25 protein-coding genes are annotated in these 26,011 nt (G+C 58.2%); 14 read left to right on the forward strand and 11 right to left on the reverse strand.

Annotated elements, in window-relative coordinates; genetic code table 11:
* Window positions 1–709 precede the first annotated feature (709 nt).
* The 3 genes from K410_RS41260 to K410_RS0109960 are packed head-to-tail and all read left to right on the forward strand — an operon-like array spanning window position 710 to window position 1,586.
* The gene (locus K410_RS41260; RefSeq protein ID WP_283805919.1) at window positions 710–844 is read left to right on the forward strand and encodes a hypothetical protein; all 135 of its coding nucleotides are present in this window, start codon (window positions 710–712) and stop codon (window positions 842–844) included.
* Window positions 837–1,127 carry a hypothetical protein gene (locus tag K410_RS0109955; protein WP_049819993.1) on the forward strand — a complete coding sequence of 97 codons (291 nt, stop codon included), beginning with the start codon at window positions 837–839 and terminating at the stop codon, window positions 1,125–1,127. Before K410_RS41260 ends, K410_RS0109955 begins: the two co-directional genes overlap by 8 nt.
* A 42-nt stretch (window positions 1,128–1,169) precedes the next feature.
* A complete protein-coding gene (locus K410_RS0109960; RefSeq protein ID WP_028134706.1) occupies window positions 1,170–1,586 on the forward strand; it encodes a hypothetical protein in 417 nt (138 codons plus the stop codon).
* A gap of 64 nt (window positions 1,587–1,650) precedes the next feature.
* Here K410_RS0109960 and K410_RS0109965 read toward each other — a convergent pair whose 3' ends face one another.
* A complete protein-coding gene (locus K410_RS0109965; RefSeq protein WP_028134707.1) occupies window positions 1,651–1,872 on the reverse strand; it encodes a hypothetical protein in 222 nt (73 codons plus the stop codon).
* Window positions 1,873–2,861: 989 nt separating this feature from the next.
* Here K410_RS0109965 and K410_RS0109975 point away from each other — a divergent pair.
* Window positions 2,862–3,983, forward strand: coding sequence for a hypothetical protein (locus K410_RS0109975; protein WP_049819994.1), 1,122 nt, complete (start codon window positions 2,862–2,864; stop codon window positions 3,981–3,983).
* A gap of 171 nt (window positions 3,984–4,154) precedes the next feature.
* Window positions 4,155–4,766, forward strand: a complete 612-nt coding sequence (locus K410_RS0109980) for a transglutaminase-like cysteine peptidase (RefSeq protein ID WP_028134709.1) — start codon at window positions 4,155–4,157, stop codon at window positions 4,764–4,766.
* Window positions 4,767–4,834: 68 nt separating this feature from the next.
* Here K410_RS0109980 and K410_RS0109985 read toward each other — a convergent pair whose 3' ends face one another.
* Entirely contained in the window at window positions 4,835–5,572 is a 738-nt protein-coding gene (locus K410_RS0109985) for a metallophosphoesterase family protein (RefSeq protein ID WP_049819995.1), read from the reverse strand.
* 74 nt (window positions 5,573–5,646) lie between these two features.
* Complete coding sequence (locus K410_RS0109990; RefSeq protein WP_028134711.1) at window positions 5,647–5,925, reverse strand: hypothetical protein; 279 nt, start codon at window positions 5,923–5,925, stop codon at window positions 5,647–5,649.
* A 305-nt stretch (window positions 5,926–6,230) separates the two neighbouring features.
* Between K410_RS0109990 and K410_RS36695 the strand changes: the two genes are divergently transcribed.
* On the forward strand, window positions 6,231–7,646 hold the full coding sequence (locus tag K410_RS36695; protein WP_080672144.1) for an undecaprenyl-phosphate glucose phosphotransferase: 1,416 nt from the start codon (window positions 6,231–6,233) through the stop codon (window positions 7,644–7,646).
* Window positions 7,647–7,730: 84 nt separating this feature from the next.
* Here K410_RS36695 and K410_RS0110000 read toward each other — a convergent pair whose 3' ends face one another.
* Together K410_RS0110000 and K410_RS39405 are read right to left on the reverse strand one after the other, a co-directional pair.
* Window positions 7,731–7,997: a hypothetical protein gene (locus K410_RS0110000; protein WP_155253325.1), complete on the reverse strand. Its 267-nt coding sequence runs from the start codon at window positions 7,995–7,997 to the stop codon at window positions 7,731–7,733.
* Between the two features lie 36 nt (window positions 7,998–8,033).
* Window positions 8,034–8,447, reverse strand: coding sequence for a hypothetical protein (locus K410_RS39405; protein ID WP_155253326.1), 414 nt, complete (start codon window positions 8,445–8,447; stop codon window positions 8,034–8,036).
* Between the two features lie 28 nt (window positions 8,448–8,475).
* Between K410_RS39405 and K410_RS0110005 the strand changes: the two genes are divergently transcribed.
* From K410_RS0110005 to K410_RS0110035, 7 genes are read left to right on the forward strand one after another with little or no spacing between them, the layout of a single operon-like run.
* Window positions 8,476–10,617, forward strand: a complete 2,142-nt coding sequence (locus K410_RS0110005; RefSeq protein WP_196236009.1) for a right-handed parallel beta-helix repeat-containing protein — start codon at window positions 8,476–8,478, stop codon at window positions 10,615–10,617.
* On the forward strand, window positions 10,614–11,750 hold the full coding sequence (locus K410_RS0110010; RefSeq protein WP_028134714.1) for a glycosyltransferase family 4 protein: 1,137 nt from the start codon (window positions 10,614–10,616) through the stop codon (window positions 11,748–11,750). The genes K410_RS0110005 and K410_RS0110010 overlap by 4 nt, the downstream gene beginning before the upstream one ends.
* Before the next feature lie 39 nt (window positions 11,751–11,789).
* Window positions 11,790–12,527, forward strand: a complete 738-nt coding sequence (locus K410_RS0110015; protein ID WP_049819997.1) for an FkbM family methyltransferase — start codon at window positions 11,790–11,792, stop codon at window positions 12,525–12,527.
* Window positions 12,524–13,864 (forward strand): hypothetical protein, encoded by a 1,341-nt coding sequence (locus K410_RS0110020; RefSeq protein ID WP_028134716.1) that lies wholly within the window; start codon window positions 12,524–12,526, stop codon window positions 13,862–13,864. Before K410_RS0110015 ends, K410_RS0110020 begins: the two co-directional genes overlap by 4 nt.
* Window positions 13,865–13,896: 32 nt before the next feature.
* Entirely contained in the window at window positions 13,897–14,649 is a 753-nt protein-coding gene (locus tag K410_RS36700) for a class I SAM-dependent methyltransferase (protein ID WP_049819998.1), read from the forward strand.
* Between the two features lie 56 nt (window positions 14,650–14,705).
* Window positions 14,706–15,377: an acyltransferase gene (locus K410_RS0110030; RefSeq protein WP_028134717.1), complete on the forward strand. Its 672-nt coding sequence runs from the start codon at window positions 14,706–14,708 to the stop codon at window positions 15,375–15,377.
* 36 nt (window positions 15,378–15,413) lie between these two features.
* Window positions 15,414–16,745 carry an MATE family efflux transporter gene (locus tag K410_RS0110035; protein ID WP_028134718.1) on the forward strand — a complete coding sequence of 444 codons (1,332 nt, stop codon included), beginning with the start codon at window positions 15,414–15,416 and terminating at the stop codon, window positions 16,743–16,745.
* 104 nt (window positions 16,746–16,849) lie between these two features.
* Here K410_RS0110035 and K410_RS36705 read toward each other — a convergent pair whose 3' ends face one another.
* From K410_RS36705 to K410_RS0110060, 5 genes are all read right to left on the reverse strand, one after another.
* Complete coding sequence (locus tag K410_RS36705; protein WP_049819999.1) at window positions 16,850–17,608, reverse strand: hypothetical protein; 759 nt, start codon at window positions 17,606–17,608, stop codon at window positions 16,850–16,852.
* Between the two features lie 4 nt (window positions 17,609–17,612).
* Window positions 17,613–19,850: a polysaccharide biosynthesis tyrosine autokinase gene (locus tag K410_RS0110045; protein WP_028134719.1), complete on the reverse strand. Its 2,238-nt coding sequence runs from the start codon at window positions 19,848–19,850 to the stop codon at window positions 17,613–17,615.
* Between the two features lie 112 nt (window positions 19,851–19,962).
* Window positions 19,963–20,595: a hypothetical protein gene (locus K410_RS0110050; RefSeq protein WP_049820000.1), complete on the reverse strand. Its 633-nt coding sequence runs from the start codon at window positions 20,593–20,595 to the stop codon at window positions 19,963–19,965.
* Between the two features lie 54 nt (window positions 20,596–20,649).
* Window positions 20,650–22,089 (reverse strand): O-antigen ligase family protein, encoded by a 1,440-nt coding sequence (locus K410_RS36710; protein WP_049820001.1) that lies wholly within the window; start codon window positions 22,087–22,089, stop codon window positions 20,650–20,652.
* A 35-nt stretch (window positions 22,090–22,124) separates the two neighbouring features.
* Complete coding sequence (locus K410_RS0110060) at window positions 22,125–23,321, reverse strand: polysaccharide biosynthesis/export family protein (RefSeq protein ID WP_080672146.1); 1,197 nt, start codon at window positions 23,319–23,321, stop codon at window positions 22,125–22,127.
* Window positions 23,322–23,575: 254 nt separating this feature from the next.
* Between K410_RS0110060 and K410_RS36715 the strand changes: the two genes are divergently transcribed.
* Window positions 23,576–23,920: a VanZ family protein gene (locus tag K410_RS36715; RefSeq protein WP_049820002.1), complete on the forward strand. Its 345-nt coding sequence runs from the start codon at window positions 23,576–23,578 to the stop codon at window positions 23,918–23,920.
* A 297-nt stretch (window positions 23,921–24,217) separates the two neighbouring features.
* On the opposite strand, the gene K410_RS0110070 is transcribed toward K410_RS36715, so the two are convergent.
* The gene (locus tag K410_RS0110070; RefSeq protein ID WP_155253327.1) at window positions 24,218–25,975 is read right to left on the reverse strand and encodes a hypothetical protein; all 1,758 of its coding nucleotides are present in this window, start codon (window positions 25,973–25,975) and stop codon (window positions 24,218–24,220) included.
* Window positions 25,976–26,011 lie beyond the last annotated feature (36 nt).

The following is a 26,011-nucleotide window of genomic DNA, read 5'->3' on the forward strand; positions in this document are numbered from 1 at the left end:
TCGACGGCTTTGCTTGGGTGGGGCCAGGCTTGGGGGAGCCCGGTGCGAAGATGGATATGCCTTTCGCGAGACTTCGCAACAAACAACGCGGATTAAGCTAACCGCTCAACCTTACCGCGACAAAATCGGCGGGCGAGGTACGTATGATCCCGGTGAACCAGGGTTCATGGTGTCGGCGGGTCGAGTTCTGTAAGAAGAACGGAGCCTCTTCACCGCACCTCTGCAATGACGTGCCGATCAATCTTCAAGCACCACGTTGCACAAACTTCATCTTCGTCTGACAAAAGTTTCGGCGCTGCCGATCTTGAAGTCGGCGCAACGAAAAGATGAAAATGAGCGCGGGAGGAACGTTCCGGCAAACGTGGGACATTCCAAATGACGGCAGTGTTGGTCTTGGTTTCGATTTTCGCGGCGGGCTTTGGCTGCGGCTATGGTGTGAGGGCATGGCGCTCGCGGAGGCGATCGGCACGATATCGCCTTTACGCGCCCTATACCCCGGCCTCGATGGCGACCGGTCGAACCCAGCCGCCATCGTCGTAGACGGCGCGCGCACTCCAACTCGAAAGTCGTGGCGAAATCGAAATAACCATGTGCGGTTAGGTTAACTCGTCGCCGTGCTTGAGCACTTCGGAAAGGCAGCCTAAGACGAGACAATTGATGATGAGCGTTTGGCCGCCTCTGTTTTTCGGAGGCGCGCAGGTGGACATAGATGGCGTATCTCATTGCGTTGCTGGGCGCGACGATCTGCGTCCTCATTCTGATTGTGTTTGTTTTTGGTTTCGGCCGGCATCTGAAAGATCTTGCAGGTCCCTGGATCATGAATGAGGGCCCTTCGAATGATTGATCAACGGCACAACGCGCCGCGCAGGTATTTCGTCGACGCGCAGGGGCACCGCGTTCTGGTCGGCCTTTCGCTGGAGGAGACGGCGGAATTCGAGGCGCTGGATCTTGCGCCGACGGAGACGGTGCAAATCGCGGCCGAAACCGGCCTCGGCAAGGCATCGGGTGCGGTTGACGACGCTCGGTGGCTCGAGCTCTATTCCAAGCACGAAGCAGCCTGGCGGGCGTGGATCGCACGAAGCCAGGCGGAGCGGCCGCAGGATTTAGGCTTTGTTAACTATGCCTGACCGAAGGTAGCGGCTTAAATCTCGAATGTGGGGATAGCCCAAATGTTTCAGCTGTTCCTGAGAGCGCGCGCGCACAATCTTCTCGGCTCTCGCCGCGAGGACAAAGGGTTCAAGGCGCGCTCCGTCGAGCGTGATGCGGAGACCGACCGGGTTCGGATCGGTGCCGTCCTGGCGGCGATCGAAACCGCATTGCAGGAGGCGGAGCGGGAGCAGGCCGGCCTCAACCGGCGCGTCGATGACGCACTTGCACGTGCATCCGTCACCTTCGGCAACGGCACCGACGAATATCTCGAGCGGGAGGCGCTCGACAATCATCACCAGGATCTTTTTGCGGCCGACATCTCCAACGGCCAGCGCCGGCTCAAGGAGTTGGCGAGCAGCATTGCCCACCTGAAGTTCGTCAAGACCGCAATGCTGACGCGCTTCCCGGATTTCAAGCCGCCGCAGCTCAGCCATTGACCGCCGCACACTCCCGGGTTGCCGCCCAGACGGAGATGATGCGGATCGAGCGCGATGGGATCGATCAGGTTTTCAACTGCTTCGGGTCCTCGGCGCAAGACATCGCCTCTTCGTCCAGGCCGAGATCCGTGATGCGGTATTCGATGCCTTGTTGTCCACATCGACTTTCCACCCAGCCATTTGCCAGCAGGGTAGCCTTGATCACTCTTCGATCTGGCAGCATCGACTCATTGATCCAGCCGCCGTTGCGCAAGTACCAAAGAAATTGAAGATGATGAATATTCATCGATTACGCCGTGGGCTAACGAGCACCATGAAAACCTCACCTGACAGCGGATGCGGCACCGATGCAACGTGAGACGCGCCTTAATCTAACTCGTTAGGATTACTGCGCCGGCAAAGATTTGCCTAACATCCGGCTGCGATGCCGATTGCTCCGACCCCGGCCTGCGTCAACGGGGCTCAGGCTCCAGATGACATCGCAAGGCAAGCTTGCTAGGTTCTGCGAGGATGGAATGGTCGTTGATCGCGATGAGTCGCTACCTGATATTGCTACTTACAATGTTGGCTGCTCAGGCAAACGCCGCTGAAGAAGTTGCGGACCCCAGATCCGAGCAGTTGCTCGGAGCAAGGGGCCCTGATGCAGAGGCGATCTTGCCGGATTCCCTGATCTCTCGCGACGAATAGAGCGCGCGGATTGCACTGGCCAGGAAGCGGGCCGAACAGGCTCGGCGAGCCTGGCGGTTCGGCCAGGCCGTTCCCGGATCGTCTCCTGCCGAGGCGCGCGAGAAGATTGCGACGGACCGTGTTCTTAACGATGGCACCTTGCAGCCTGGAGATATCATCGCCACGGACAAGGAGCTTTTCTTGTTTCGGGGTCGTCCGGACGGTCAGCCTCCTGACCTTGCGCCGATTTCTCCCCGTTAGCGACGCCTACCCAACCTGCATTAACGGAAAACATGGTACGACAACCCGGCTTTAGCTTGCCGCCATTTGTTGTTACGGTTCCTTGATTGTCGATTGGTATTTCCGGAGCTTTTCAATGCGTGGGGTGTCGGAAAGTGCACTCGTCATTTCGGCAAAGGTGGCGCGCGCCTGCGACGGAGCCGCTGCCAAGGCGTTTCCACCTCGCCAACCTCGGAACCCGGCAGCAGACAGAGCCAAGCGATCGGCGCAGGACCAGCGGATCCATCTCGATAGGAGCGTCGCCAATGGCGGGAAGATCGACGATCTCTCCCAGCGTATCAACTAAGCAAAGAGAAGCGGCACTTTTCCATGACTAAGCGCGAACTGGAGCAGAGGCCAGGTCAGGGCGGCGACGCTCGTATGGCCGAAGTGGAATTCGCGCTGGTTCTGTCCCGAATCATTTCGTCGGTCAGCTCTGACCAAGACAGTTTGCGCCAGACGGTTTACGACCTGGCGCGGTACAAGCTGAGTGAGCAACTGCAATCTTCGGGGATGCCCGCCAGCGAGGAGTTGAAGGCCAGAGAGGCGCTGGAAGTAGCAATCCAGGGTGTTGAGGCTTTTTCGAGGAATACCGAGCTGCAGCTGCCTGTTCCACCGAGGGCGGCGCCCGCGCCCCTCGCGATTTCGGACCTTAGGGGACAAACCGAGAGGGATACCGCAAGGACGGTGTGGTCAGATGCCCCGTCTCATGAATTTGGCTCCGTCGCTTCCAAACGCAGGAATGGCCCTCTCGCAGCGACCGTCCGGACGCTGGCTGTGCTTGTGTCCTTGGTTTGCGGCCTGCTCGCGGTCGTTTATCGCGACGATCTCGTGCTGATGGGCAGAAGGCTGCAACTTGCCAATTCTGCTGTGGGCACTCCCAAACGCGCGGATAGGGTTGTCTCCGTCGAGCCTGCGAAACCGACGCGTTTGCTGCCGACGGATTTCGGCGTCTATGCATTGAGCGAAAACACGCTTTTCGAATTGGATCCGCTGCCGAACAAGGCCCAGGACGCCCGGGTCGCCATTTCGCCGACGATGGGACTGACTAAGCAGCCAGTTCTTCAGGATGGTCACCCCAGGTTCATCGTCTATCGCCGCGAGGCGGCCCAGAACATTCCTGAGCGAGCCGAACTTCGGATTATCGCCAAGGTGGCCCACTCTATTAACTATGATGCGGCTGGCAAACCCGTCGAGACACCCGATGACGGGTGGTACATCCGCAACATCTCGTTTCCCTATCGTGTCTCGCCCATCAAGGAGAACGCCGAGATGTACGAGATTCAACCGGAAAACGGCGGTGCTGGGCTGTCGCCCGGCCGTTACGGCTTGGTCCTCAAGGGGCAGCTCTACGACTTCGTCATTGGTGGCGAAGTCAAGGATCCGCGCCATTGTTTGGAGAGGCTGACGGCTAAAAATGGGACTTTCGTTTCCCAATGCCGTCAGATGTGACCCACGTTACCGCAGGTACTCGGCGGATGCAGGTGTTTGCGGGCCGAAGCTGCTTCCTTTCCATTTGACTAACGAAGCGCCGGGCTTTTAATTCGAATGGTCCCCAGCGCGTGAGCCTTATTTCAAGACGCTTCTTGTAAGTTTCCCGAACAACATGTGGGGAGCGCTCAGATGCGCAAGGCAACAATCACTCTACTGGCCGCGGTGCTCGCAATGGGGATGCAGCACAGCGCTACGGCCGGCTTCGTCGGAACTCCGATGTCGCTCCGCGGTGCAATTCAGAATATCAAGTTCGACGCGCCGACGCTGCCGCCGATGGCCTTCACGGCTTTTTGCCTCAAGTACCAGAGTGAGTGCAAATCCCGCCGCATAGTTTTTCGCGGAGGACGGCTCAAGCTAACTCAGGAGCGTCTAGCAGACCTGCGCGCCGTCAACCGGCAGGTGAACAGTTCCATCCGGCCGCAGCCCAATCCTGACGGGATTGCGGGCGAGAAATGGCTCCTACATCCCGTCGCGGGAGATTGCAACGACTACGCGGTGACAAAGCGCCATGATCTCATCAAGAAGGGTTGGCCCACGCGTTCCGTACTCTTGAGTGAGGTTGTGACAGGATGGGGCGAGCATCATCTCGTTGTCGTGGTGCGCACGTCCGAAGGCGACCTTGTTCTGGACAACCTGACCGACAACATCTTGCCGTGGTCGAAGCGGCCGTACCGCTGGGTCCGCATTCAGACGCCGAAGAACCCCAACTTCTGGGCGTCGCTCGGCGATCGCAACGTTTGATCCTCGCGGGCGGGACCCTGCGCCGGTCGCGATGATGCTTCGTGCCGGACCCGCAGTTTCTGTCGCACTCAGAGAAATCCCATCCGATCGCCCTCAATCCATAGGCACGTTAGCTGCCCGGTCGCATAGGCTCCGGTGTCGATATTAATCCGGTTCGGTCGAATTTCGGGGGTTCGAACGGGTGTGTGTCCGTGGATGACGAGCTTCTCGAATAGCCCGTCATGCCGAAGAAAATCGTCCCGTATCCAGCACAGATCGGCCAGCGATTGATCGGCGAGCGGGGTTCCTGGTCGCACGCCGGCATGAACGAAGAAAAGCCCCTCGAAGGCGAAGCAAGGTCGCAGGCGTCGAAAGAAGTTCAGATGCGAGGCGGGCAGGGCTTGTGCCAATTCTGCCGCCAAGCGCGACTGGTCGGCTTCGCTCAGGTTACGGGGTGGATGGATCCCATAGGATATCAGGGTTTCCTGCCCGCCGACCTGAAGCCACGTGGGCAAGGTCGCCGGTATGTCGATGAATGTCGTCAGGCATGTCTCGTGATTGCCCAGGACGAAAACGGTGTCATGTTTCCCCTCAAGGCCAATTAGGTATTCAATTACCTCTCTGGAATGCGGCCCGCGATCTACATAGTCTCCCAGGAAGACGCGCACAGAACGTGCACACGGCCTCCGTTTCAGGTCGTCGTCGATCTTCGCATCGACTCTCTCGAGCAGGTCCAGCCGACCATGGATGTCCCCGACTGTGTAAAAGCGCAGTTGAGCGGGAGAGCTGAAGCCGGACGGCAGTCGTTGGTCGGGCAGAGCCTGCATAGTCGCGATGCCCAGATGTAGCAGCGATTAGGACCTCCGACAGGCACGTTGGAGCCGCCGGGACACCACTAATATCAGAAATTCGACCGGGGCAAGCCAAAGGTGGTTTTTGCGCGGACCGTGTCATCTCTGGATAGTCTCAACAGCACAGATGCGAGATAACCCGCCTGCAAGCCCGTGACGGTCAATACGGTCATCATCACCGCGGTCCAGGGGCCAAGCTCGCCCATGAGCCAAAGGGCCGCGTCGATTGCGAAGATGAGGAGGTGCGCGGGTAACAGCGTAAACACGTTGTATCGGGCGTTGCCGACGAGCAAGCCGATCACAGTAGCAAGCAGGGTGACGCTGACCATTTTGGACCTCTGGCCCAGTCTTGGTTCATCTTCATTAAAAAAGTCTGACGCAGTTCCCTTTGCAGCCCGTTCGGGGATTAACGAGCGGTGTTTGGAAAAGGTTCAACGGGCGCTCGCAATAATGCTCAACAAATAAGCAGCGCCCGCACTCGGAAGCATCTTTTCCGGAGGCTCTATGTAAGATATCATTAGCAAATTCTTACCTTCAAGTTTCACATTTGTGGTTGTTTTCTGTGGCGAGTACTATTGAGAACGATGGAGGCGTTTTCGCCTCTCGTGGCTGTGCCGGGATTGGCCAAGACTTGATGTTGCGCTCCCGGCGGGCGGCATTTTCGAGGCGCGTCAGTATCGTTTTCTTCACTATCGGCGCGGTCGAGTTCTTTTGCGTGGCAGCGGCAGCCTTTGCGTCGGCGTGGCTCTACCACGAACTGGCTTCGACCCCGAGTCTACGGGTGAAGGTCTACCTGCTGGCATCCTGCTTTGTAGGAATCGCGGAAGTCTGCATTGCCGCGATGGCAGGTCAATTTCTGCACTTGCAGAAGCAGCGCGAGATCCGGTTCGTCTCCGCTGGAGTCGGAGCGGCTGCCATGACGTTCGTCGTCCTGACGTCGCTCCTGTTCATTTTCAAGCTGTCGGATGTCTATTCCCGCGGCACCTTGATCGTGCAGTTTGTGACTTGCTCAATGGTGGTCGGGATGGTCCGGCTGGCTGCCTATCGCGCCTTTCAGAAGGCCGCCGAGAGTGGAGTCCTTCAAAAGCAGCGTGTGGTGCTGGTGGGGCATCAGGACGATTGCGAAGAATACGAGAATCAGCTGAGGAGATCGGGAGCCGGGATCGAAGTTCTTTCTTGCCCGATTCTCTTGGACGCTGTGTCCGCAAGGCCCGCTCTCGATCGCGCCACCGGCGCCGGTCTGGTTGAGCGCTGCAGGTTTCTGCGGCCCGACAACATCATTCTGCTCGTCGACAGAAAGCACGAGGACGGCAGCGTTGGAATGCTGCTATCGCTTCTGAGGCAGATCCCCGCCGACATCTATGCCGTGCCGACGCACAGGGACATCTTTTGGGCGACCGCGCAGACGGCCGAGATCGGCGGTCTTGCCACTTTCGCACTCTCGCGCAAGCCGCTGTCCATGTTCGATCTCCTGGTGAAGCGGACGTTCGACATCGTCGTAGCGATTGCCGGACTGGTTGTGATGTCCCCGCTGCTACTGCTCTCGGCGCTGGCGGTGAAGCTCGATTCGAACGGGCCGGTTTTCTTTATCCAGACCCGCCATGGCTACAACAACGAAGCGATTCGCGTCCTGAAGTTCAGAACGATGTATGTGTCTGAAGGCGATGAATTCCGTCAGGCGGCGAAGGGCGATCCGCGCGTGACCAGGATGGGTCGCATCTTCCGCGCGACCAGCATCGATGAGTTGCCCCAGCTTTGGAACATTCTTCGGGGCGACATGTCCGTAGTTGGTCCGCGGCCGCACGCGGTCACGCATAACGAGTTGTTTACGCCGCACATCGACAGCTTCGATCGCCGGCATACGGTCAAGCCCGGCCTGACGGGCTGGGCTCAGGTCAACGGATACAGGGGCGAAACGAACACGCTTGAGAAGATGCAAAACCGCATCGAGCACGATCTTTATTACATCGACAACTGGTCGCTGCTGCTTGATGTAAAGATCATCTTGCTAACGCTGTTTTCAGGCAAAACCTATCGCAACGCGTGGTAAGCGAACGCTGAGGCTTCGCGACCAATGCCGCCAAGCCTGACGGGACGGGAGTTCTGCGCTCCCATCCCGAAAATACCGCAGAGATCAGTATTCAGTGTAGACGCTGAGGAAGGCCGTGCCGCCATACGGACGGTACGCGTCGTACAGCCCGTAGCAAGCATAGCGATCCGGGCAGCGACAGAGATTGACCACCCGGCAGCCGCGGGGGCCGCATCGCTCGGCGTGGCATACGTCGACCAGCGCGCGGCGCGGCACAACGTTCTGCGGCTGCGGAATGATGGAGTAATCCGCTGCGACCGCCGCCCCCGCGGACATCATCAGCACTGCACCGGCAACTATCGACTTTAGCATCTGCGTCCCCTCATTCATCCTGTCCACTGTCAATCTCTAAAACCGCTCCGAATACTCATACCGAAAATCCTTGGTCGATGGTAGGGTTCCCAGGATGGCTTCTTTCCGCTCGCGGCCGCCAAGGTCCATTTCGATGCAGCTACGCGTTCCATAGTAGCATACCTGCACCCTGATGCGATCGCTGCAGGTATTTTCCGCGTAAATCCAATGGTTGAACAGGCGGTCGTTGTTGGGAAGGGCGCGAGATGCCGCGGACAGCCTGAGGCAAATAGCGCCCGTCGGGCCGCGGTGCTGGCGGGATGAGAGATCGTCCGATGGCGGACGGGCAACTCCAAACGTAGCTCCAACGCCGGAACGCTGCATTTGGGCCTGGGCATTCGGAATGACGAGAAACTGCGCCATCACGCAGAGCGCAAGGCACGTTTGACTACCCGGCTTCTTAAGGACCAACTGGTTTTCTCCAAGGGCAATGAGCTGGATGCTGACACTGACAGGCTCAAAAAGACTTTATACCCGCGATTCGAGTGCCAAAATGATTTCCGCCGTGATGCCGTTCGGCCGAGTCCCCCTTGTCGCGGCGGGCTTTACGAGGTCGCTCATGGCATTGGTGTTGGCGGTCCTGGCGAACGGATGCAGGGCGGATGATGTCTCCATTAACGTTGCAGGCGCCCGCGCAGATGTTCCAGGTCAGGAGGCGGCGATCAAGACCGGCTCACTCGCCGAAGCGATCGAGATCGTAAGAAAGGACGGGAAACAACGCACCAGCCCGGTGACTTACAATATCAATCTGCCAGCGGAAGCCCAGATCCTGGACCAGCCCCTGGTCATCTCTGGTCTCGAACAAGCCGCGGGCTCTCGCGTCATTATCACTGGCGCTGCTGGTGGCACCAGCATATCAGGCGCGGCATTCGTAGAGAAATACCTCAAGCCTACACGTACCGGGAATGGGCGCTACGAGTACGCATTGCCGCTTTCGGATTTGCCCGGCGATGTAGCGCATAAACTACTTCGGAAGTTGGCCAGCGTGTCGCCAAGGCAGTTAATGATACGGGCCAATGGCAAGAAGGTGCTGCGGTCCACGAGGTGGCCCAATAGCGGGTTCCTGCCAGTGATCGAGATCGCCGACGGTCCTGTGAACTCCGCCGCGATTATGTCGTTCGCAGACCTGCCAGACGGAGTGCGGCGCTCCCCCGACCTTTGGTTCGGCGGATATCTCACCGATTCCTATCTCTTCGTGAACGCACGGGCCCTCGCCGTCAATTCGAGGGGAGTGCAGACGGACCGGCACAGGTTGAGGGCGGACGGCAAGCCGCCCGAGAGAGTCTTCTTCTATAACGTGGCGACTTTTGCCCAGTGCAACTCGTTCTTCTATGACGCCGCGACGAGGACGCTGAATTTCTGCTCCGAGGATCCGATCAAGACCCTTGAAGTGCCGGTGCTCGACACCTTGCTGACGGTTTCCGGATCCCGGAATTTGACCGTTCGTGACGTCGTCTTCGAACTTGCGATCGGAACCGCCGTGACAGTGCGCGAAAGTTCGACGATTAACTTCTCGAACATCATACTTCAGCTGGCGGGCGCCGATGGAATTACGTATGCGAACTCGAATGACTGCCGGATTGATCATGCCAGCATTCGCTGGGTCGGTGGACGAGGGGCATGGCTGTCGGGCGGAGACCGCGCGAGCCTGACGCCGGGGCGCATCTCGATCGAGGATAGTAGCATCCAGGACTTCTCCCTGATCTACCGTACCTTTTCGCCGGCGGTGCAAATGGACGGCGTCGAAATGAGTGTGCGCCGAACGGTCATCTTCAACGGACCTCAGTTCGGAATCCTTTATTCCGGGAACGATCACGTCATTGAGGACAACCTCATGGTCCAGCTTCTCACCGAAGCGGGCGATTCCGGTTTCATCTACAGCGCGCGCGACTTCACCAGCCAAGGCACCATCATTCGCCGAAACATATTGCTTGGGACGGGCGGGCAATATTTCAACGACGCGAGGGGAATTTACCTTGACGAGTTTTCGAGCGGAAATCTCGTCACCGACAACGTCATCGTGGGTATCCCATACGGGATACTGATGAATGGCGGTAAGGATAACAAGTTACTATCAAACCTCTTCGTTCTAAGTTCGCCATCGATTTGGAGCGCCGCATTGGGATATGCATCGTGGTGGCAGGTATGGCGAAACGATCATATGCAAGTTCCAAATGGGCTCAGCGTTCGGAATCTGTACAGCTTGCCCGTAGCCAAGGAGCCTTGGGCAAGCCGTTATCCCGAACTCGCCGGCTATAAGGGGTCGGACCTTCTCCGCCCTGAAAGAAATCTGATCGAAGGAAACAAGTTTGTGGGCGCCGGGTCCATCACGGCCTCTGACGGCAACATTCCCACGGCCGAGGTCCGGAACAACAGTGCTGTCGTGTACCGGGGCAGCCTTCAGCTTCTCGAGCGCATGCGCAACTGGATTGCGCCGGCGCAATTGGACGAGACCCTCGCGCTCGTTTCATCTGAACTCGATCGCCACGGCTTGACCGAGCGCATTCCACTGCGTGGGCCGGATCGGGCTGGAGCCCAGCTGCCGGGGGATCGCCCTGCAACCCTGTCCGAGTTCAGATGACAAAGAAGCGTGTTCTGATCATTTATCGGTCTTTTTTTCCGTCGTTGTCGCATCTTGGACCTGCCACGGCGATCCGCAACCTCTTGCACAACATGTCGGAAGATTATGATTTTCATCTGGTGACGCTCAATTATGACTTCACCAGCGGCGTCCCCATGTTCGAAACGCAGCTTCATCGCGAGCGGATGGGGACTGCCACGGTGGAGTATATCCCAACGGGGATCGCCGGATTGCGCGTTCTCTTCGATCGCGTCAGGGAAGATTTCGACGTCGTCGACATTCAGTGTGCCTTCGACCCACTGGTCGCGATCCCCACTCTCATCCTGAACCGTTTGGGATTCCTCGGGAACAAGCGAGTCTTCCACACGCCGCACGGCATCTTCATGGATGTGATCATGTCCGCGTCCGCTCTGAAGAAGCGGCTGTTTTGCCGGCTGGCCGATCTGATCGACCTATATCGCGGGGTCATTCACCTCGCGGGCTCTCCGGCGGAAGTGCACGACATTCGCCGCAATCACCTTCGTTCCCAAAACGTGCTGATGGTTTCGCAGTTCGTCGAGGGCGGTGCGCTTCGGCTGACCAGGAGGGAGAAGCAGCCAGCGCGGCTCAGGATGGCGATGGTTGGTCGCGTCACAGTGCAGAAGAACGTCACCTTTGCGCTCGACATCGTGCGTCGCCTCACCGTTGCGTCCTCGCTCGATATCTTTGGCGAGATCGACGACAGTGCTTATGCGAAACAATGCATCGAGATGGTGCGGGCCGGAACCGGACAATGCGACGTCACGTTCAAGGGGAATCTGCCCAAGGACGAACTGTTCGCGCAGCTTGCGGATTATGACGTTCTCCTGCATCCAACGCTTGGCGAGAATTTCGGCCATTCGATCGTCGAGGCACTTTCGCTCGGACTGCCCGTTGTGATCAGTGACAGGAGCCCCTGGACCGACGTCGCGGCGAGCAACGCGGGCTGGGCGCTCTCGCTTTCAGCGCCGAACTCCTTCGTCGAGAAGCTCGAGGCGATTCACGCGATGGGTCCGGAGGCGTGGTCCGAGTTGAGCGAGGGAGCCCTCCGCTATAGCGGCGCGACCTTCGACGCCCGAGCCACGTCCGATCGATACCGACAGGCCTATGGTTGAGTTCCTGGTCGTACGTGTGAGGAAGAGGATTTCCACAGAATGCAATTGATCACCATCCAGAAGGGCGTGTTTTGCGCGCTTCGTCCGTCTCTGTGGCGGTTATTGAGCATGCGAATAGCTCCCGCCATCGAGCACATCGAGGCGCTGTCGCGGCTTTCCTTTCAGACAGTCGTGGATGTCGGCGCAAACAGGGGGCAGTTCGCGGTCATGGCCCGGCGCCTGTTTCCTCAGGCGCGCATCTATTCCTTCGAGCCACTCGCGGAGCCTGCCGCCCGCTTCACCGTAGCTCTCGGCCAAGATGACAAGGTCCGGCTCTTCCCCTGCGCCATCGGTCCAACCGCCGGGCCAGCCAGCATTTACGTTACGAGCCGTGACGATTCTTCGTCACTCCTGAAGCCGGGATCGGCCCAAAGCGAGATATTCGGAGGGCAGACCGCCCGAAAGGACGAGATTGCCGTTTGCAGGCTGTCGGATTGCCTAGAGGCAGGAGCTATCCGGGGGCCAGCGCTCCTAAAGGTGGACGTTCAGGGGGGGGAACTCGACGTGCTGCAAGGCTCTGCCGATCTCATTAACCAATTTCAGGCCCTCTACATCGAGTGCTCGTTCATACAGCTGTATGAGGGCCAGCCGTTGTTCGGCGACATCTCGCGTTGGGCCGAGGAACATGGATTTCGGCTGGCAGGAGTCTATAATCAGTACGTCGATCCGCGACATGGCCCGGTGCAGGCGGATTTTCTTTTCCTCCAGACAGCCCCGCCCGGGGGCCGCCCGCGATGAGATTACCCGTCTTTGTCTCCGAGAATCTCGCGATCCTGCGCAACCTTGTGCGAGGCGGCGCATTCAATGCGGCTGGGCTCGGCTTCAGCTTCTATGTCGTCGCAATCTGTTATCCTGGCATCAAGGCGACCCCGGCTCAGCTTATGGATTTGCGGAGTGGATTTACCACCCAGGCAGACGTTGGAGGATTCAGCCTCCTCGTTGCTGTTCCTGCGCTCTTGCTGGGCTTGTTAATATTTGCTCGTCACGGAACGTATGCCGCGATCCGCCGATCGCAACCGATACTGATCTTCCTGCTGATCTATTCGGGCCTGATCGTCCTCGCGTCAGTGGCGGCAGCGAAGTATATCGAGTCGTCTGGGCAAATTGTCCAGTACGTCGTCACGCTGGGCGCGTTCCTGCTCTGTCTCTGCTTTTGGCAGGCACCTGCGCAGAGTGTTGATAATGCGCTCGCGATGGCATTTCTGGCGTTGGCTATTTCCCTCAGCGCGGCCGCGGTCGTTCAAGGTTTCCACGAGTACAGATGGGTCGGCCTGATTCACCCCAATCACTATGCCAGATACGCCTATATTGCGTTGGTGCTCCACTCTTTAGTAGTTAAACGAGTGAGCTTGCCTGTATTTGTGGTCTGCTTCGCCGCAACTTACATAGTTAGTGCGCGAACTATCATGATAGCGACGCTGTTGTTTTACCTTGGGTATCTCGCCTTTGTGAATTGCCGATCACTCTTCGGTCGCGCGCAGCAAATTATCAACGTTCGCATGCTCGCAATTTGCATGATTATCTTCCCCGTCGCCCTTTTGATCCTGCCGTTTATTACCGACACAGACCGGCTGATTGACAAGATCACGAGTGATCTGGCGCTTTTCGATCCAGATCGAGGAATTCTGTCGGGATTTACCGGGCGTGCAGAGTCCTGGAACGCTTTCTTCGGAGCAATCGACGAGTATGTATTCTTCGGATATGGCTTCCGTTCCAGTCGATATAATCTGCATGCAGTCCATAGTGGGGTCTTGTCCTACTTCATGGACTTTGGCCTCTTGCTCGGTGGCCTCTTGCTACTCGTTGTCGCCGGCCGCGGAATTTATCTCGTCTGGATCGGCACGAAGCGCAATGATCGCAGGACGTTGCTCTGTGGGCTGGCGGTCACGTCTACGCTCCTGATCCAGTGGTTTGAGCCGGACAACTACAACATCGGGTTTATCGGTTCTTTCTTCTTTATGCTTTTTCTAGCTTACACGCCTCCGACTAGGCGGCGTTACGTTTCAACTTCACTGCGTCATGCAAGATTGCCGCGAGGGCAGTCATCACAACAGCCCGTGGCTGACGTCTCTTAGCCGTCAGCACGGTATAACGTCGGATTCTTCATATGCCGCTAGATCATTTGCAGTCCTGCAAGGAGATTGTCCGCCACGTATTGTTTCGGCTCGGTGCAGACGAAATCATCAATGTTGCGAGACGCCTGCGTGGTCGTGATACGAGCCACATGCGAGAGGCCCAACTCGATAAAGTATTCTCGGAAATTTACGTGAATGGGGTCTGGATCGAAAGCGCAGAGCAGGCGAGTCTTTCAGGTTTGGGTTCTTCCCGGTTGGCCACCGACCCATTGACCCGCCAGCTCTCAGAATTCCTGCGGGATGTCGAATGCACCGGGCTGGTGGATATCGGCTGTGGCGATTTTAACTGGATGTCTCGAGTTGCTGGCGACTTCGACTACCTCGGCATCGACATCGTTCCGTCGTTGATTGCTTCTCATAATGAGGTTTACGCGCATGCGAGAAGGCGCTTTTCTTGCATGGATGCGACGAAGCAGCCTCTCGAGCGCTGGGGTGACGTGGCGATATGCCGTGAAGTGCTCTTTCACCTTTCGTTCAAGAATGCTCTTGCGCTCCTCAGAAACATAAGGTCTGCAAACTTTCGGTACGTCTTGCTCACCAGCGATAGTTCTATGTGGTTCAATTCGGACATTCGGGATGGTGACTTTCGGAGAATTAATCTTATGCGGTCTCCATTTGGTCTTCCCGCTCCGAAGCTCCAGCTCAGGGACGATGGGGTTTCAGGTGGGCGAATACTTGCTGTATGGGATGCCGGTGCCCTGAATTCGCTGCCCAATATTGAGTGATAGCGACCAAATCCATTCGTCCAAGACGGTTTTATCGTTGCAGGAGCGCATTGAAAATGTTAAAGGCGGGCATTCAAATCTTATTGTTTTTCGTGCCGTGGCCCCTTCGTCGCTGGGCCCTGAATATTCTCTTTGGCTTTTCCCTCGACGCAAACTCTCGCATTGGCTTTTCGATTCTTCTTGCCGATGAAGTTATCTTGGCGAAGGGAGCTTCTCTCGGTCATTTTAATTACATCGGCCGCCTCGATAAGTTGGAAATGCATGAGGAGGCGATCATTGGCAATTTCAACTGGATTACCGGGCTATCCCGAAAGCTGAACTCTCTGTTCTTTAGGAAGAACCCGGGACGACGATCGGAGCTGCTGATGAAGCGCGCGAGCATGGTTGCACACCAGCACTATATCGATTGCTCCGACCGGGTGGAATTCGGTATGTACAGCGGACTCGCTGGAGTTCGCTCACAGTTGATCACGCACGGCATCGAGCCGCTCTCGTGTAGGCAAACTTGTACTCCGATCATTGTCGGCGACTATACTATGGTGGGAACTGGTTCGCTGATCACGAAGGGGGTTAAGATTCCGAGCTATTGTCTCGTCAGCGCCGGTTCGGTTGTCGGTCATGCAAAGCCGGAATCGTATTCCTTAATTGCCGGAAATCCTGCGGTTCACATTCGCAATGTGCCGGAGACCGCCAAGTTCTTCTCCCGCACGAACGCAGTCATCCATTGACGGGAGTGGCTGGTTAAAGCGGTACGCGGTCCAAATATGAAAGCAATCCTGTTCTCCGCCGCGGCAGGATGGCTCGCCAGGCTGCTCGCGATCCTTTTGAATTTGGTGGGCACTCCAATAGTTCTAGCCGAGCTGGGACCGTCGCGGTTCGGCCTTCTGCTCGTCATTTTGAGTATCAGCTCGTGGATTGGGTTTGCCAATGTTGGCATGGGACGGGTGATTGCAAATACCGTTGCACGAACCCGCCGGAGTACGAGTGCCTTCAAGACCGAGACTGTTTCGCTTGCTACAGCACTCTCAGCAGTTATCAACCTCCTATTGTTTGGTGCTGCTGCGGCAGCATTGATGGTTTTTATGTGGATGGTGCCAGTAAATGAGACGATTCTCGCAAACTACAGCGAGTCTATTGTCACGGTTCTGGTGGTCTTTTTCGGCCTGGCGCTTTGGTTCTTCCTTTCCATTTTTGAGGGAATAGATGCAGGGCACCATCAGTTGCATCGCCTCTATCTGTTTCAGGTGGCGAGTTATGCAGTGTCGTTCGCGTTGCTACTCTTTGTGTTTCCGGCCCATCCGTCGATCGTTTTCGCCGCTGTTCTTCTTAGTCTCGGCTTCCTGTTCGGGTCGGTGTTCCATGCGCTAGACGTCGTACGTCGCAATCGAGACCTGTTTTCCAGCGAATGGAGATGGAAGCCGCGGATCGCCCGACGCTTGCTGCTAAGCTCGGTTCATTTCACCATCATCAGCCTTGGGATAGGTATCCTGTACCAGCTCGCTACGGGCCTTTTCGGTTTAATTGCAGGGCCCGATGCCGTTATAGAGCTTGGGATATTCATGCGGTTGATGCAATCTTACGGGGGACTCGTCGTTGCGTTTACGTATCCGTTGTCAAATATCCTAGCGACAAAGCTGAAGATGCGAGACGAACTGACGGCGGCGCGGATTGTGCGACTTAGCGGGGCAGTGTTGCTGGCCGGATCTTGTCTGGGGGGAGGAGTTTTCTGGCTATTTGGCAATCTGGCACTGTCAATTTGGCTACGTACGACGATCGAACTGGACCGCCTGTTTTTGACGGCAGCAGCTTTGCTGGTTGTTCTGAGCGCCTTGCAGTTCTTTTTCTCGGCTTTGCTCATCGGTACGTCCAATATAAGGGAGGCTGCGAGGCTACAGGTATGGCAATCGCTCATTTATGTGCCCATTGCTTGCGTGCTCTTCAAAATCTGGGGGCAAGAGGGCGTACTGCTCGCCATGGACGCTGTCATGAGCGCAGGTCTGGCCATTATGATCAGATGTGTTTGGAACCATCCGGTAATCAAGGCGGCTTTCATGGTTCAGTTGGTGGGACGAACGAGGCCTTCCACCACGATCTAATGAGGCCAATTTGCAGAGATGACAGGCCAGTGCTGGCGAGGTATTCTGGAGCCGGTCCATCGAAATGCTGCAAGCGCTGCGATTTCGCGTTGCTTCAGGGCGCCTCAGCGAACAACGACGGATGTTCCCGGAATGCGAGCATCGATCCCTTTGCGCGCAAGCTGGACCGCAAATATCTGCCGGTTCTTGGCTGGGACGCTGTCCATCCGTTTCACCAGTTGAGCTTGGTGAAGTCGGGCCGCGCCGAGGAATATCTCGATCGCCTCGGCATAAAGTTCGCTTCGCAGCAGCAAGCAGAACTCGTCGATGACTTTCGACTGAAGCGTTTCGGAAAGAGCCGGTAAGATCGCAAAGGCTGCGCGATTTCTGGGGATTGCGAGCCAGCCCTCGTTAGGTCCGACTTGGTACGACATGTCGAGATAACGGAGGTATTCCTGCCGGAGACCCATGCGAAGGCTTTCAATCTGAAACAGCGAAAACCATAGATACGGATCTGAGGGCAGGCACGACAGCGCTTCCACGACGGTGTTTCTGCCGCGCTCTAGAGCGGCGTCGGTTTTCGATGAGGCGTCGAATTGCCCCCGGACGATCGCCAGATCTACGACTGCCATGTCGTGGCTTGCGCTAGCATTGCAGCGGACCAATTTGCTTGTCTCGCGATAAAGCCGGAGTTTCTCTTCCAGCCGGTCGACTGGGAAGGTCTCGCCGCGAGTGATACGGTTCGAAAATTGCTCTAGCGGCAACTGCCGCCAGGACGTCGGCAACATCGCGGCAGACCAGGCCAGCCCGCCCAGCGCCAACACCGTCACAAGCAGACGGGTGATCCCAGTCGCGACTGCGCCCGGTAAGTCGCCCTTCCTCAACCAACTAGCCCGGCTGTGAGTACTTGGGGTCGTAGTAATAGCTGGTCCCGTATCCTTCATATCGCTTCAAGAGATTCGTGTCGGCCTTGTTCATGATCACGCCAAGTAGATGTTCTCGAACCGGCCGGGCATTCGCCAATGCACGTTCGAGGACATCAATATTGGTTTTGCCCCACTCGACGACCAGGACATAGGTGGGAATGAAATGCCCGGTCGAACGGACGTCGATCACAGGCGCCAGCGGGGAGAGGTCGACGATGACATAGTCGTATGTGCTGCTGAGGCGCTCGACGAGCGACTTCATGCCCTCGGACGCGAGGATCTCGCTCGTGTGTGCGATCGGCGCATGGATCACGGTGGGCACGAAATCCAGTCCGGTCGTACCCTCACGCAGGACGACGTCCTCAAACCTGCGTTGCCCCGTGACAATGTCGATCAGGCCGGCGGCCGCGTTTGGTGCCATCAACTTGGTCAGGGCTGGATTTCGAAGGTCCGCGTCGATCAGAATCACCTTGTGCCCGGACTGCGCGCTGAGCAGCGCAAGGCCTGCAGCAGTGGTCGATTTTCCCTCTCCGGGAAGCGCCGAGGACAGGCCCACGATGCGGCCGGTGCGTATCCGGCTGTTGAGGTCTATCGCGGACTTTATCGATCGGAGTCCCTCGGCATATCTTGAGAACGGCGAACTGACCACGGCCCAGAAAGCTCCGGCCTCCGCCCGCATCTCCTGCGGTGACGGCGGAGCATCGCCGGGCCGAACAACAGGTGCCGCAAGCACGGGAAGGGTCGCGAGGCAGTCGGTTCCGAGCAGTCGCTCCACCTGGTCGCTGGTACGCACCACCCGATCGGACAGGTCCCTCATGAGACCGATGCCAAAGCCCAGCATCAGGCCTCCTGCGCAAGAGATCGAGAGAACGAGAATGGTCTTGGGGCTGCTGCGCTTGGACGGCCGGCCGGCGCTCGATATGATGCGTGCCTCGGTGATCGGGAACGACTGCTGCTGGATCGATTCCGTGTAGCGCTGCAGGAACGTCTCGTACATCGAGCGGTAGGTCTGGGAGTTGCTCTCGAGCTCCTTCAGCTGAACTTGAGCCTGGCCGCCGATTTGAGATCGGGAGACGGCGGCATCGAGCGCGCGTTGGGCTTCATCCTCACGCTGCTTGGCGATCTCGTAGTCGCTCTTGTAGGTCTCGGCGAGGCGACCGAGTTCCGCCGTGATCGACTTGGCGATTTCGCGCATCTGGTTACGCAGATTGACCGCGGCCAGATGGCTTGTTCCGTACCTCATCGAAAGATCGGCCTCACGATTGGCGATCTCCAGATACTGCGATCTCAATTTGCTCACGACTTCGTTTCGCAGCGTATCCGTCACGGTCGCATCGCGAACATCGGACTTCATAATCTGTTCGATGCGATCGAGGCGGGCGCGCGCGTCCGTGGTGACCGTCCGTGCGGTAAGCAACTGACTGTTTAGCTCGGCGACCTGCTGTTCGGAAATCGATCGCCCGCCAGCATCGATGATGTTGTTCTTGTTCTTGAAGTCGACAATCGACCGGTCGGCCGAGAGCGCCTGCTGCTTGAGCTCCTGGATTCGGCTGGACAACCAGTCGCCGGCACGGCGTGCCGACTGGTACTTGGCGTCGAGCTGATCGTTGATGTAGGCCTCGGCCACGGCGTTGGCGACCTGAGCGGCCCGTCCGGGCAGGGCGGAGCGATAAGCAATCTCGATCACGTAGGTTACACCTACGCGCTTGGCCGAGAGATTGTTGGAGAATTCGCGCAGGGCGCGTCGCTCGATCTCGTCCTGCGACTCCTCACCTGGTTCAAACAGTTGGTAGAAATAGTAGAGCATATTGCCGATAAAGCCCCCGCCGTAGCGAGAGAATTCGGGCTCGTCCGCCAGGTGCAAATCGCGGATGACAGATCGCGCAATGTTGTCGGACTTGATCAGCTCGAGTTGGCTGTCCACCGCGGGCGAGTCCACGGGGATTTCTGTGAACAGAGAGTTCTGGGACGAATAGGGTTGAAGCTTTCTTGTGTCGATGATGATCGTCGCCTGCGCCGTATAGGTCGAGCGGACCACCACGAGGTAAGCCGCACCCAAGGCAAGGGTGATCAGCATCGTCACCAGAAAGACGGGATACTGGCGGCGAAGGAAACCGAGGGCAGCTGCGAACATCTGGTCGGGCGAGACATAGTCCGCACGGTCGACTTCGTTTTCCTCAGGCTTCAGAAGCTGGAGCATTTTTTGATCATTGTGATGCGGCGGTTCGCGAGGCTCGCCTGTTGATCACGCAACAGCACATGCCGGTCAAAGCCGGCATGTGGTTCGAATACGGATTGCGCCGACATTCCCCTTACGGGCTTACCGAACTCGAAACGGTGCCGGACGTGTTGTTCGTGAACGTATTTCCCAACCCGCTAACGCCCGATGTGTAGCTGAACGGATTGGTGTTGGTGCCGTTTCCGCCGATCTTTTCCGCACCACCGCCGCTACCCGCGCCGAACTGAAGCGGATTGGTCTGACCGCCGCCGGCACCACCACCGCCGGCACCACCCGCGGCTCCGATCGGCCGGTCGCCAGCGCCGGCCGCGAAGGCGAGCACGACGTCCTGGTCCTTGGTGTTGAGGATCGCCTGCTGGATCTCCGTCGCGAACGCGGGATTGGTACGGACAACGATTTTGGCAGCCTGCGCCAGACCCGCGCCGATCGCCGCCTTCTGGTCCTTGTTGGCGTTCGCGATCAGATTGATGATCGGCTGGAGCGTGGCAGCGTCTCCCGAAACCAGGTCACGCACGCTGCCGACAAGCTCAGCACCGCCGTTGGGCGACTTGGCGAGAAGATCTCCGGGGTTGCTCAGGAATTGAGCAGTCGCTTGAGGCGAGCGCTGGGCGAACGCCGAGGGCGTGACCTGAGCGGATACGGAGAGTGCGATGAGCGCCGACGCTGCGATGCCAGTGAGGCTCCGCTTGAAAGTTGTCTGGAACATACCCTGAACCCTTCTAAAAAATATATGAAATGTTAACTGGATAGCGTTCCGACATCAATGTCTGTCGAGCGCCGCCGGACTTTGCTTCATTTCAAAGTTAATCGCTCCGGCCTGCTCAGCCGGCCTCTGCACCTGCGCGAGAGCGGCGCCAAGAAGAACAATCACGGTACCCGCATAAGCGGGTATTTGCAGCGAAAAATCAATCAAAGAGTGCAGGATGGCCACCGTTGAGATGGCCAGGGCGGCACGCGGGAGGGTACGGGAGCGCTTAGGATCCAGACAGGCACGGACCAAAATGGCCATGGCTCCGATCCAGAGCAGGGCCACGATGCCCGCGAGCACCAGGCCGCCCTCAGCGGCAATCTCGAGGGGAACATTATGGGCCCGATCCCAGACGCCCCAGCCCGAAATCTGGTTGCTACGGTAGGCCGCGAAGCTCCAGCGGAACGTGCCCAAGCCGGTCCCGAGCCATGGGAAGTCCGAAATCATGCGCAGGACGGAGGCCAAGACATTGGCGCGACCTCCGCCGGCGGCTCCTTCCGTTTCCAGCCGCTCGCCCAGACCGCTGCCGAAGATTTGATAGATCACCAAGATCACGACGACGGCAGCGCCAGAAGCCAGCCATTTGCGAAGCCTGGGCGACATTTCGGCCCTAAAGGTCAGCCCAAACGTCACCAGCAGTCCGGCAAAACTGCACGCGACACCTGCGCGGGAGCCAGTCAGAACGAGTGCAAGCAGGGAAATGCCAAAGAAAGTGCCCGGGACTGCTAGGTTGCGCCAACTGACTTGTGTCGTCGACGGGCGGCGTTTGCCGGAATGGCGTTTCTTGCGGAGACTGAGGCGCCGGAGCATGAGAAGCAGCCATGCAATAGAGATCGATCCGAAATACACCGCCGCTGCATTGCGGTTAGTGAACGTCCCGGTGAGATTGCCGGCATAGGCGATTTTCTCCTGCCAAAGCACCAGGTTCGGCTCAAGCGCGTAGGAGCAGATCGCGTAAATGGCATAAAGCCCGCCTGCCCAGGCGATCGTTCGGAACAGGCGGCGCGAGAGGACTTCGTCGGCGCCGCAGAGATAGCCCCCCGTAAACAGCAACAGGTTGAGGAGCGGTGTGCCGACCGCGAGGTACGGCTGCCCCACGGCGATCGATGCGGTCGACACCAAAGAGAGGCCCAGCAACTGGCTGGCCTGGATCCAGATCGGATGGACCAGGGGATCAGATGAGTTCCGAACCTGCACCTGGAGGTAGAGAACAACTGCATAGCTCGCGACAAGGGTGACGATAACGGCCGCAAGAAGCAGAGGCGAAGCAGCGGGGGGCGGTCGAAAGGCAAGCCCGAGCACCGCCATGCCCACCAGCCCACACCATAGGGAGATGGCGACGGAGGATACCGAAGCGAACGGGAAGGGCATGATCGCCACGACCGTGAACAGCAGCGCAGCAAACAGATCCGACGGTTGCTGCGGCTTGAGGGCGACGATCGCCTTCGTCACGAAGACGGCGTATCGCCCATCGCGTCGCACGTGGATCAGGGAGCCGTTACGACCAGGTTCCGAAGGGCGGCAGCATTGTATGCTGCGACGATCGGATCGTTGACCGTGGCGGTGACCAGCCTGATGTAGGTCATCAACTTGGCCGATTCGACTGCCGGAGCATTCGACGTGTACAGAACGTCCTTGTTCCGGATCAGCACTTTCGTCGCCAGGAAGTAGGTCGACGGGTCCCGCATGTTGAAATTATACACGATAGGGATGATCGGCGTCGTGAAGCGACTCACGTCGACACCCAGCATCGCGGCAACCTCCCGCCGCTCGCCGCGGTAGAGGAAGATCGCGCCGGGATCTGCCAAGGTATCGTTCAGGCCGCCAGCTTTACCCACGGCTTCCGCCACCGAAATCCGCCAGGCATCGAAGTTGAACTGACCCTGCTGGCCGGTTGCACCGAAGGCAACGAACGTCTGCGGCTCACGATAGACGTAAACCGTATCGTTCGGGTGGACCCAGATATTATTGGACGGCTCGTACACAAGCGCCCCGAACGGCACGGTGGCCTGCTTGCCGTTGCGCTCAAGCATGACCCAGGTGTCGAAGCCTTGCCCCTTCGGACCTCCGGCGCGCGTAATCGCATCCAGCAGGTGTTCGCCGGCGGCGTTTGCGGGATAGCGAACAGGATTGTTCACCTCGCCGAGCACGCTGATGAGCGACGTCCGCTGGTCAATCAGGGCTACAACGGCCTGAGGTTCGATCGCACGATTCTTCAGCGCATCGGCGATCGCCTGTTGGACCTCGGAAGGCGTCCGCCCCTGCGCCCGGACAGCGCCGGCATAAGGCACGGAGATGTTGCCGTTATGGTCGACCGTCTGATTCGGAAGGGCAATGAAATTACCGGGCCGGACACCCGCTTCAGCGGGGATAAACAGGCCGCCTGCAGCAGCCTCGAAGATCGTGACGCTGACGACGTCGCCTACGCCAAATCTGATTTCACGGGGGGGCTGACGATCCGGATACGTAACCGTCAACCTGCCTGTATTGCGTGCCAGTATGGAAACGACATCGGAATTGACGCGAACCAAAGCGTACGGAAGACTGTTTTCATCAACCGGCGCCTCGCTTTTTACCGCTTGGCCAGATGGACCAGACGTCGGCAATTGACTGCACCCGGCCAGAGCAATCATGGCGCAGAGGGCAATACCAGCTAAAAACTTGGTTTTAAATATAGTCCCCATGTCTTCGGGACTATCACGAGCTTCGTAAAATCTCTAAGCGAATCTACGCTTGGCAAGGGTTTCGACACCGGCAGTTGCGATTTTGCAACAATTCTGCGAGTCTTGCTTATCCGTTACGCGGTTTGGCGATCTCTTGGCGCAACATTGTAGGTTGCCTGGGCATCTACGCGGGAGGTTGAATAGGTAGTCAACTTCGGCCCTGGACGAGCCCGGCGAGCCGCCACTTTTATGACTTCGTGATTTTAAGGATAGCCATGTTTTTGATGCGACTTGCCACGGGCGCTGTGGTTCTTGGAATTCTGTGTCTGACTGTAATGCCTGCCACGGGCCGGCCGGTGACCGGCCTGGATCGAAACATCGAGCATTTCCTTTGTTTTGCACTGGTCGGTTCTGCCGTGGCGCTGTCGTTCCCGGCGGTGAGAAAGTCGCTTTGGCCTTTGGCCATTCTTTTCGCGTTAGGGATCGAGCTGGTTCAAATACCGCTGCCAACGCGCCATGCGCGCTTATCCGATTTCCTGATCGACGCGCTGGCCGGATGCATCGGGCTTGGGATCGGAAAGCTCGTAAACCTCGGCCTGCCGAAGAGGATCACCGGTTAGAGCTGCTGCCGGCGTAGCCACCCTTCGACTGGGAGCTGCTGGAGCTTCCAAATGGGCTAGTAAACGGGCTGTTAAATCCGCTGCTCGTGCTGACGCCCTGATTGGTTCTCACCGCGGAGCTGAGGCCGCCGTTCACGGTCGTTCCGCTCCGGCGTTGCTGTGTGACGGTTTGAGTGGGGGATTGCGACACGCCCTGCGCCATTGCTTCCCCGGCGGGAAGCAATAACAGCATCAGTGTGGCGGTTCCGTATCTCATGGCTCACTCCTTCTAACTTCGGGCAGATTGACCGGCCATCTTCAACCCGCTGCGACGGCGAGGAATTCGGGGCGGCATTGTGTTAGCTGCCAATAATGTTCGAAAATAGCAAGCTGGCCTGCTCTTTCAGTATAGGTGGGATGGACGTGGCGCGCCAGATCCCCCTGGGGGCCGACGTAGACAACAGCCCTCTCCTGGTAGTTGATCAGGCAAGCGACGCCGTAAGCCGTTGTGCCGTCGCGCGCCATGGGAACTGGATAGACGAACTCGGCCAGAGCGGTCTCAACCTTGTTCGCGATCATCGTCTGGAAGATTTCCTTTTGATCGGTAAGGACGGCATGGAGAGCATTGATGGATCTCCTGGGATCATCATCGGTCGCGGCAAGCATGGCTGCTGCTCCACCCGGTGATCCAGAAGTCCAGTTCACAACCGCCCCCAAGTACCGTGGTGGTCGACCCAGCCGGACGACCCCATATGCAGCATTGGAAAAGCTTACCCCCACGCCTGCCACCACCCATTTTCGCCCCGATATCGCACTGCCGACGGCGCCAGTCTTGCGGATGACTTGCCCGGTCGGTGATACACCGAGGTTCGGGGAATCTGGACGGTCGAAGTCGTCGAAAAAGACCTTGTCAGGCCGGCTTAGCGCGGCGCAATTAACGACCTTGCCGGCGAACAGCGTGAGTGCGGCGATCGTCGAATTCCAGCTCCCACTCACCCCGCTGCCAAGTCGCGCGAGCTTTAGTCCCACGGGCATCTCACAATCGATCGTCTTGAGAGGCTTTCCATTGAGCGAGGCCGCGAGCCCTTTTGCGTCCTGAGCCAGGCAAACGGTAAACCGCATCAACGGAGGTACGATACCGAGCCGGACCTCGCTCGGGCTGCCCTTGCTTACGACCTTCGCATAGAGAACCCGCTCGCGCTGCTGGATTTCGACATAGTTATCGGGATCCCCGTACTCGCACCACAGAGCGCCCGATGCTACAAATCTTGGCGCGTCTGCAGTGAGCAGGACGGAGCGCTCTGGATGAGAGAGATAGCGGTCTGGGTCGGTCAGCGTGACATCGTCGTCCTTGCGTGATGTCGCGCAGAATGTCGATCTCCAGGCACGCCGCTCTAGCTGGGGGGAATGGAGCTCGAATGTGATGTCAAACCGCGCTTTTGTCGTCACCCTCAGGGCAAGGATCGCAAAACCGTCCGCCGTCGCAGTCGCGCGTACTTGTTCCCACCATGGCTGATCGGTCTGTAGCAGCTGAATTGTGACCGCGACGGGAGAGGCGACTGACCCGTCAGATTTCACCTGCTGAATGCACAGCTCTACCTTGACCAGCCCGCCGGCCTCGCGGCTTACCGACCGCAGGGCCAATGACCCCGTCAGCAGTTCTCCCTGCTTGACAGCGAAGTGTCGGCTAGCCGCCATATTGATAAAGAACTGACCAGCACCTTCTCCTCGCACCTGCAAGCGTCCCAACGCCGGAGCGACCCTGGTGAACGTGATGTCCTTGCCCGCGATCGGCATGACCTGCCATCCGGTGGGCAGTGCGGCTTCACTCGAGAAGCCGGCATCCTCAGCCCCGTTCAGGGCTGCCTCCTCGATCGCAATACCGGCTGGATCGCCAAAAACCTCGTGGTCCACATAGCGCAGATTGCCACGAAGGGCGCGCGCGTGCTGCTCCGACGCTCTCCGATCGAGAAAGTTTAGATCTGCAAGCGGAGCGGGGGTCTGCTCGGCGGCACTGGACTGATTGCTCAGCAGCGCGAACAAGGCGGAGCCCAAAATCTCCCTGCGTGTCGGCATGTCCAAAGACTCCACGTTGCAGCCTCTATATTGGCA

It is taken from the genome of Bradyrhizobium sp. 22, assembly GCF_000482425.1.
GTDB classification, from domain to species: domain Bacteria; phylum Pseudomonadota; class Alphaproteobacteria; order Rhizobiales; family Xanthobacteraceae; genus Bradyrhizobium; species Bradyrhizobium japonicum_B.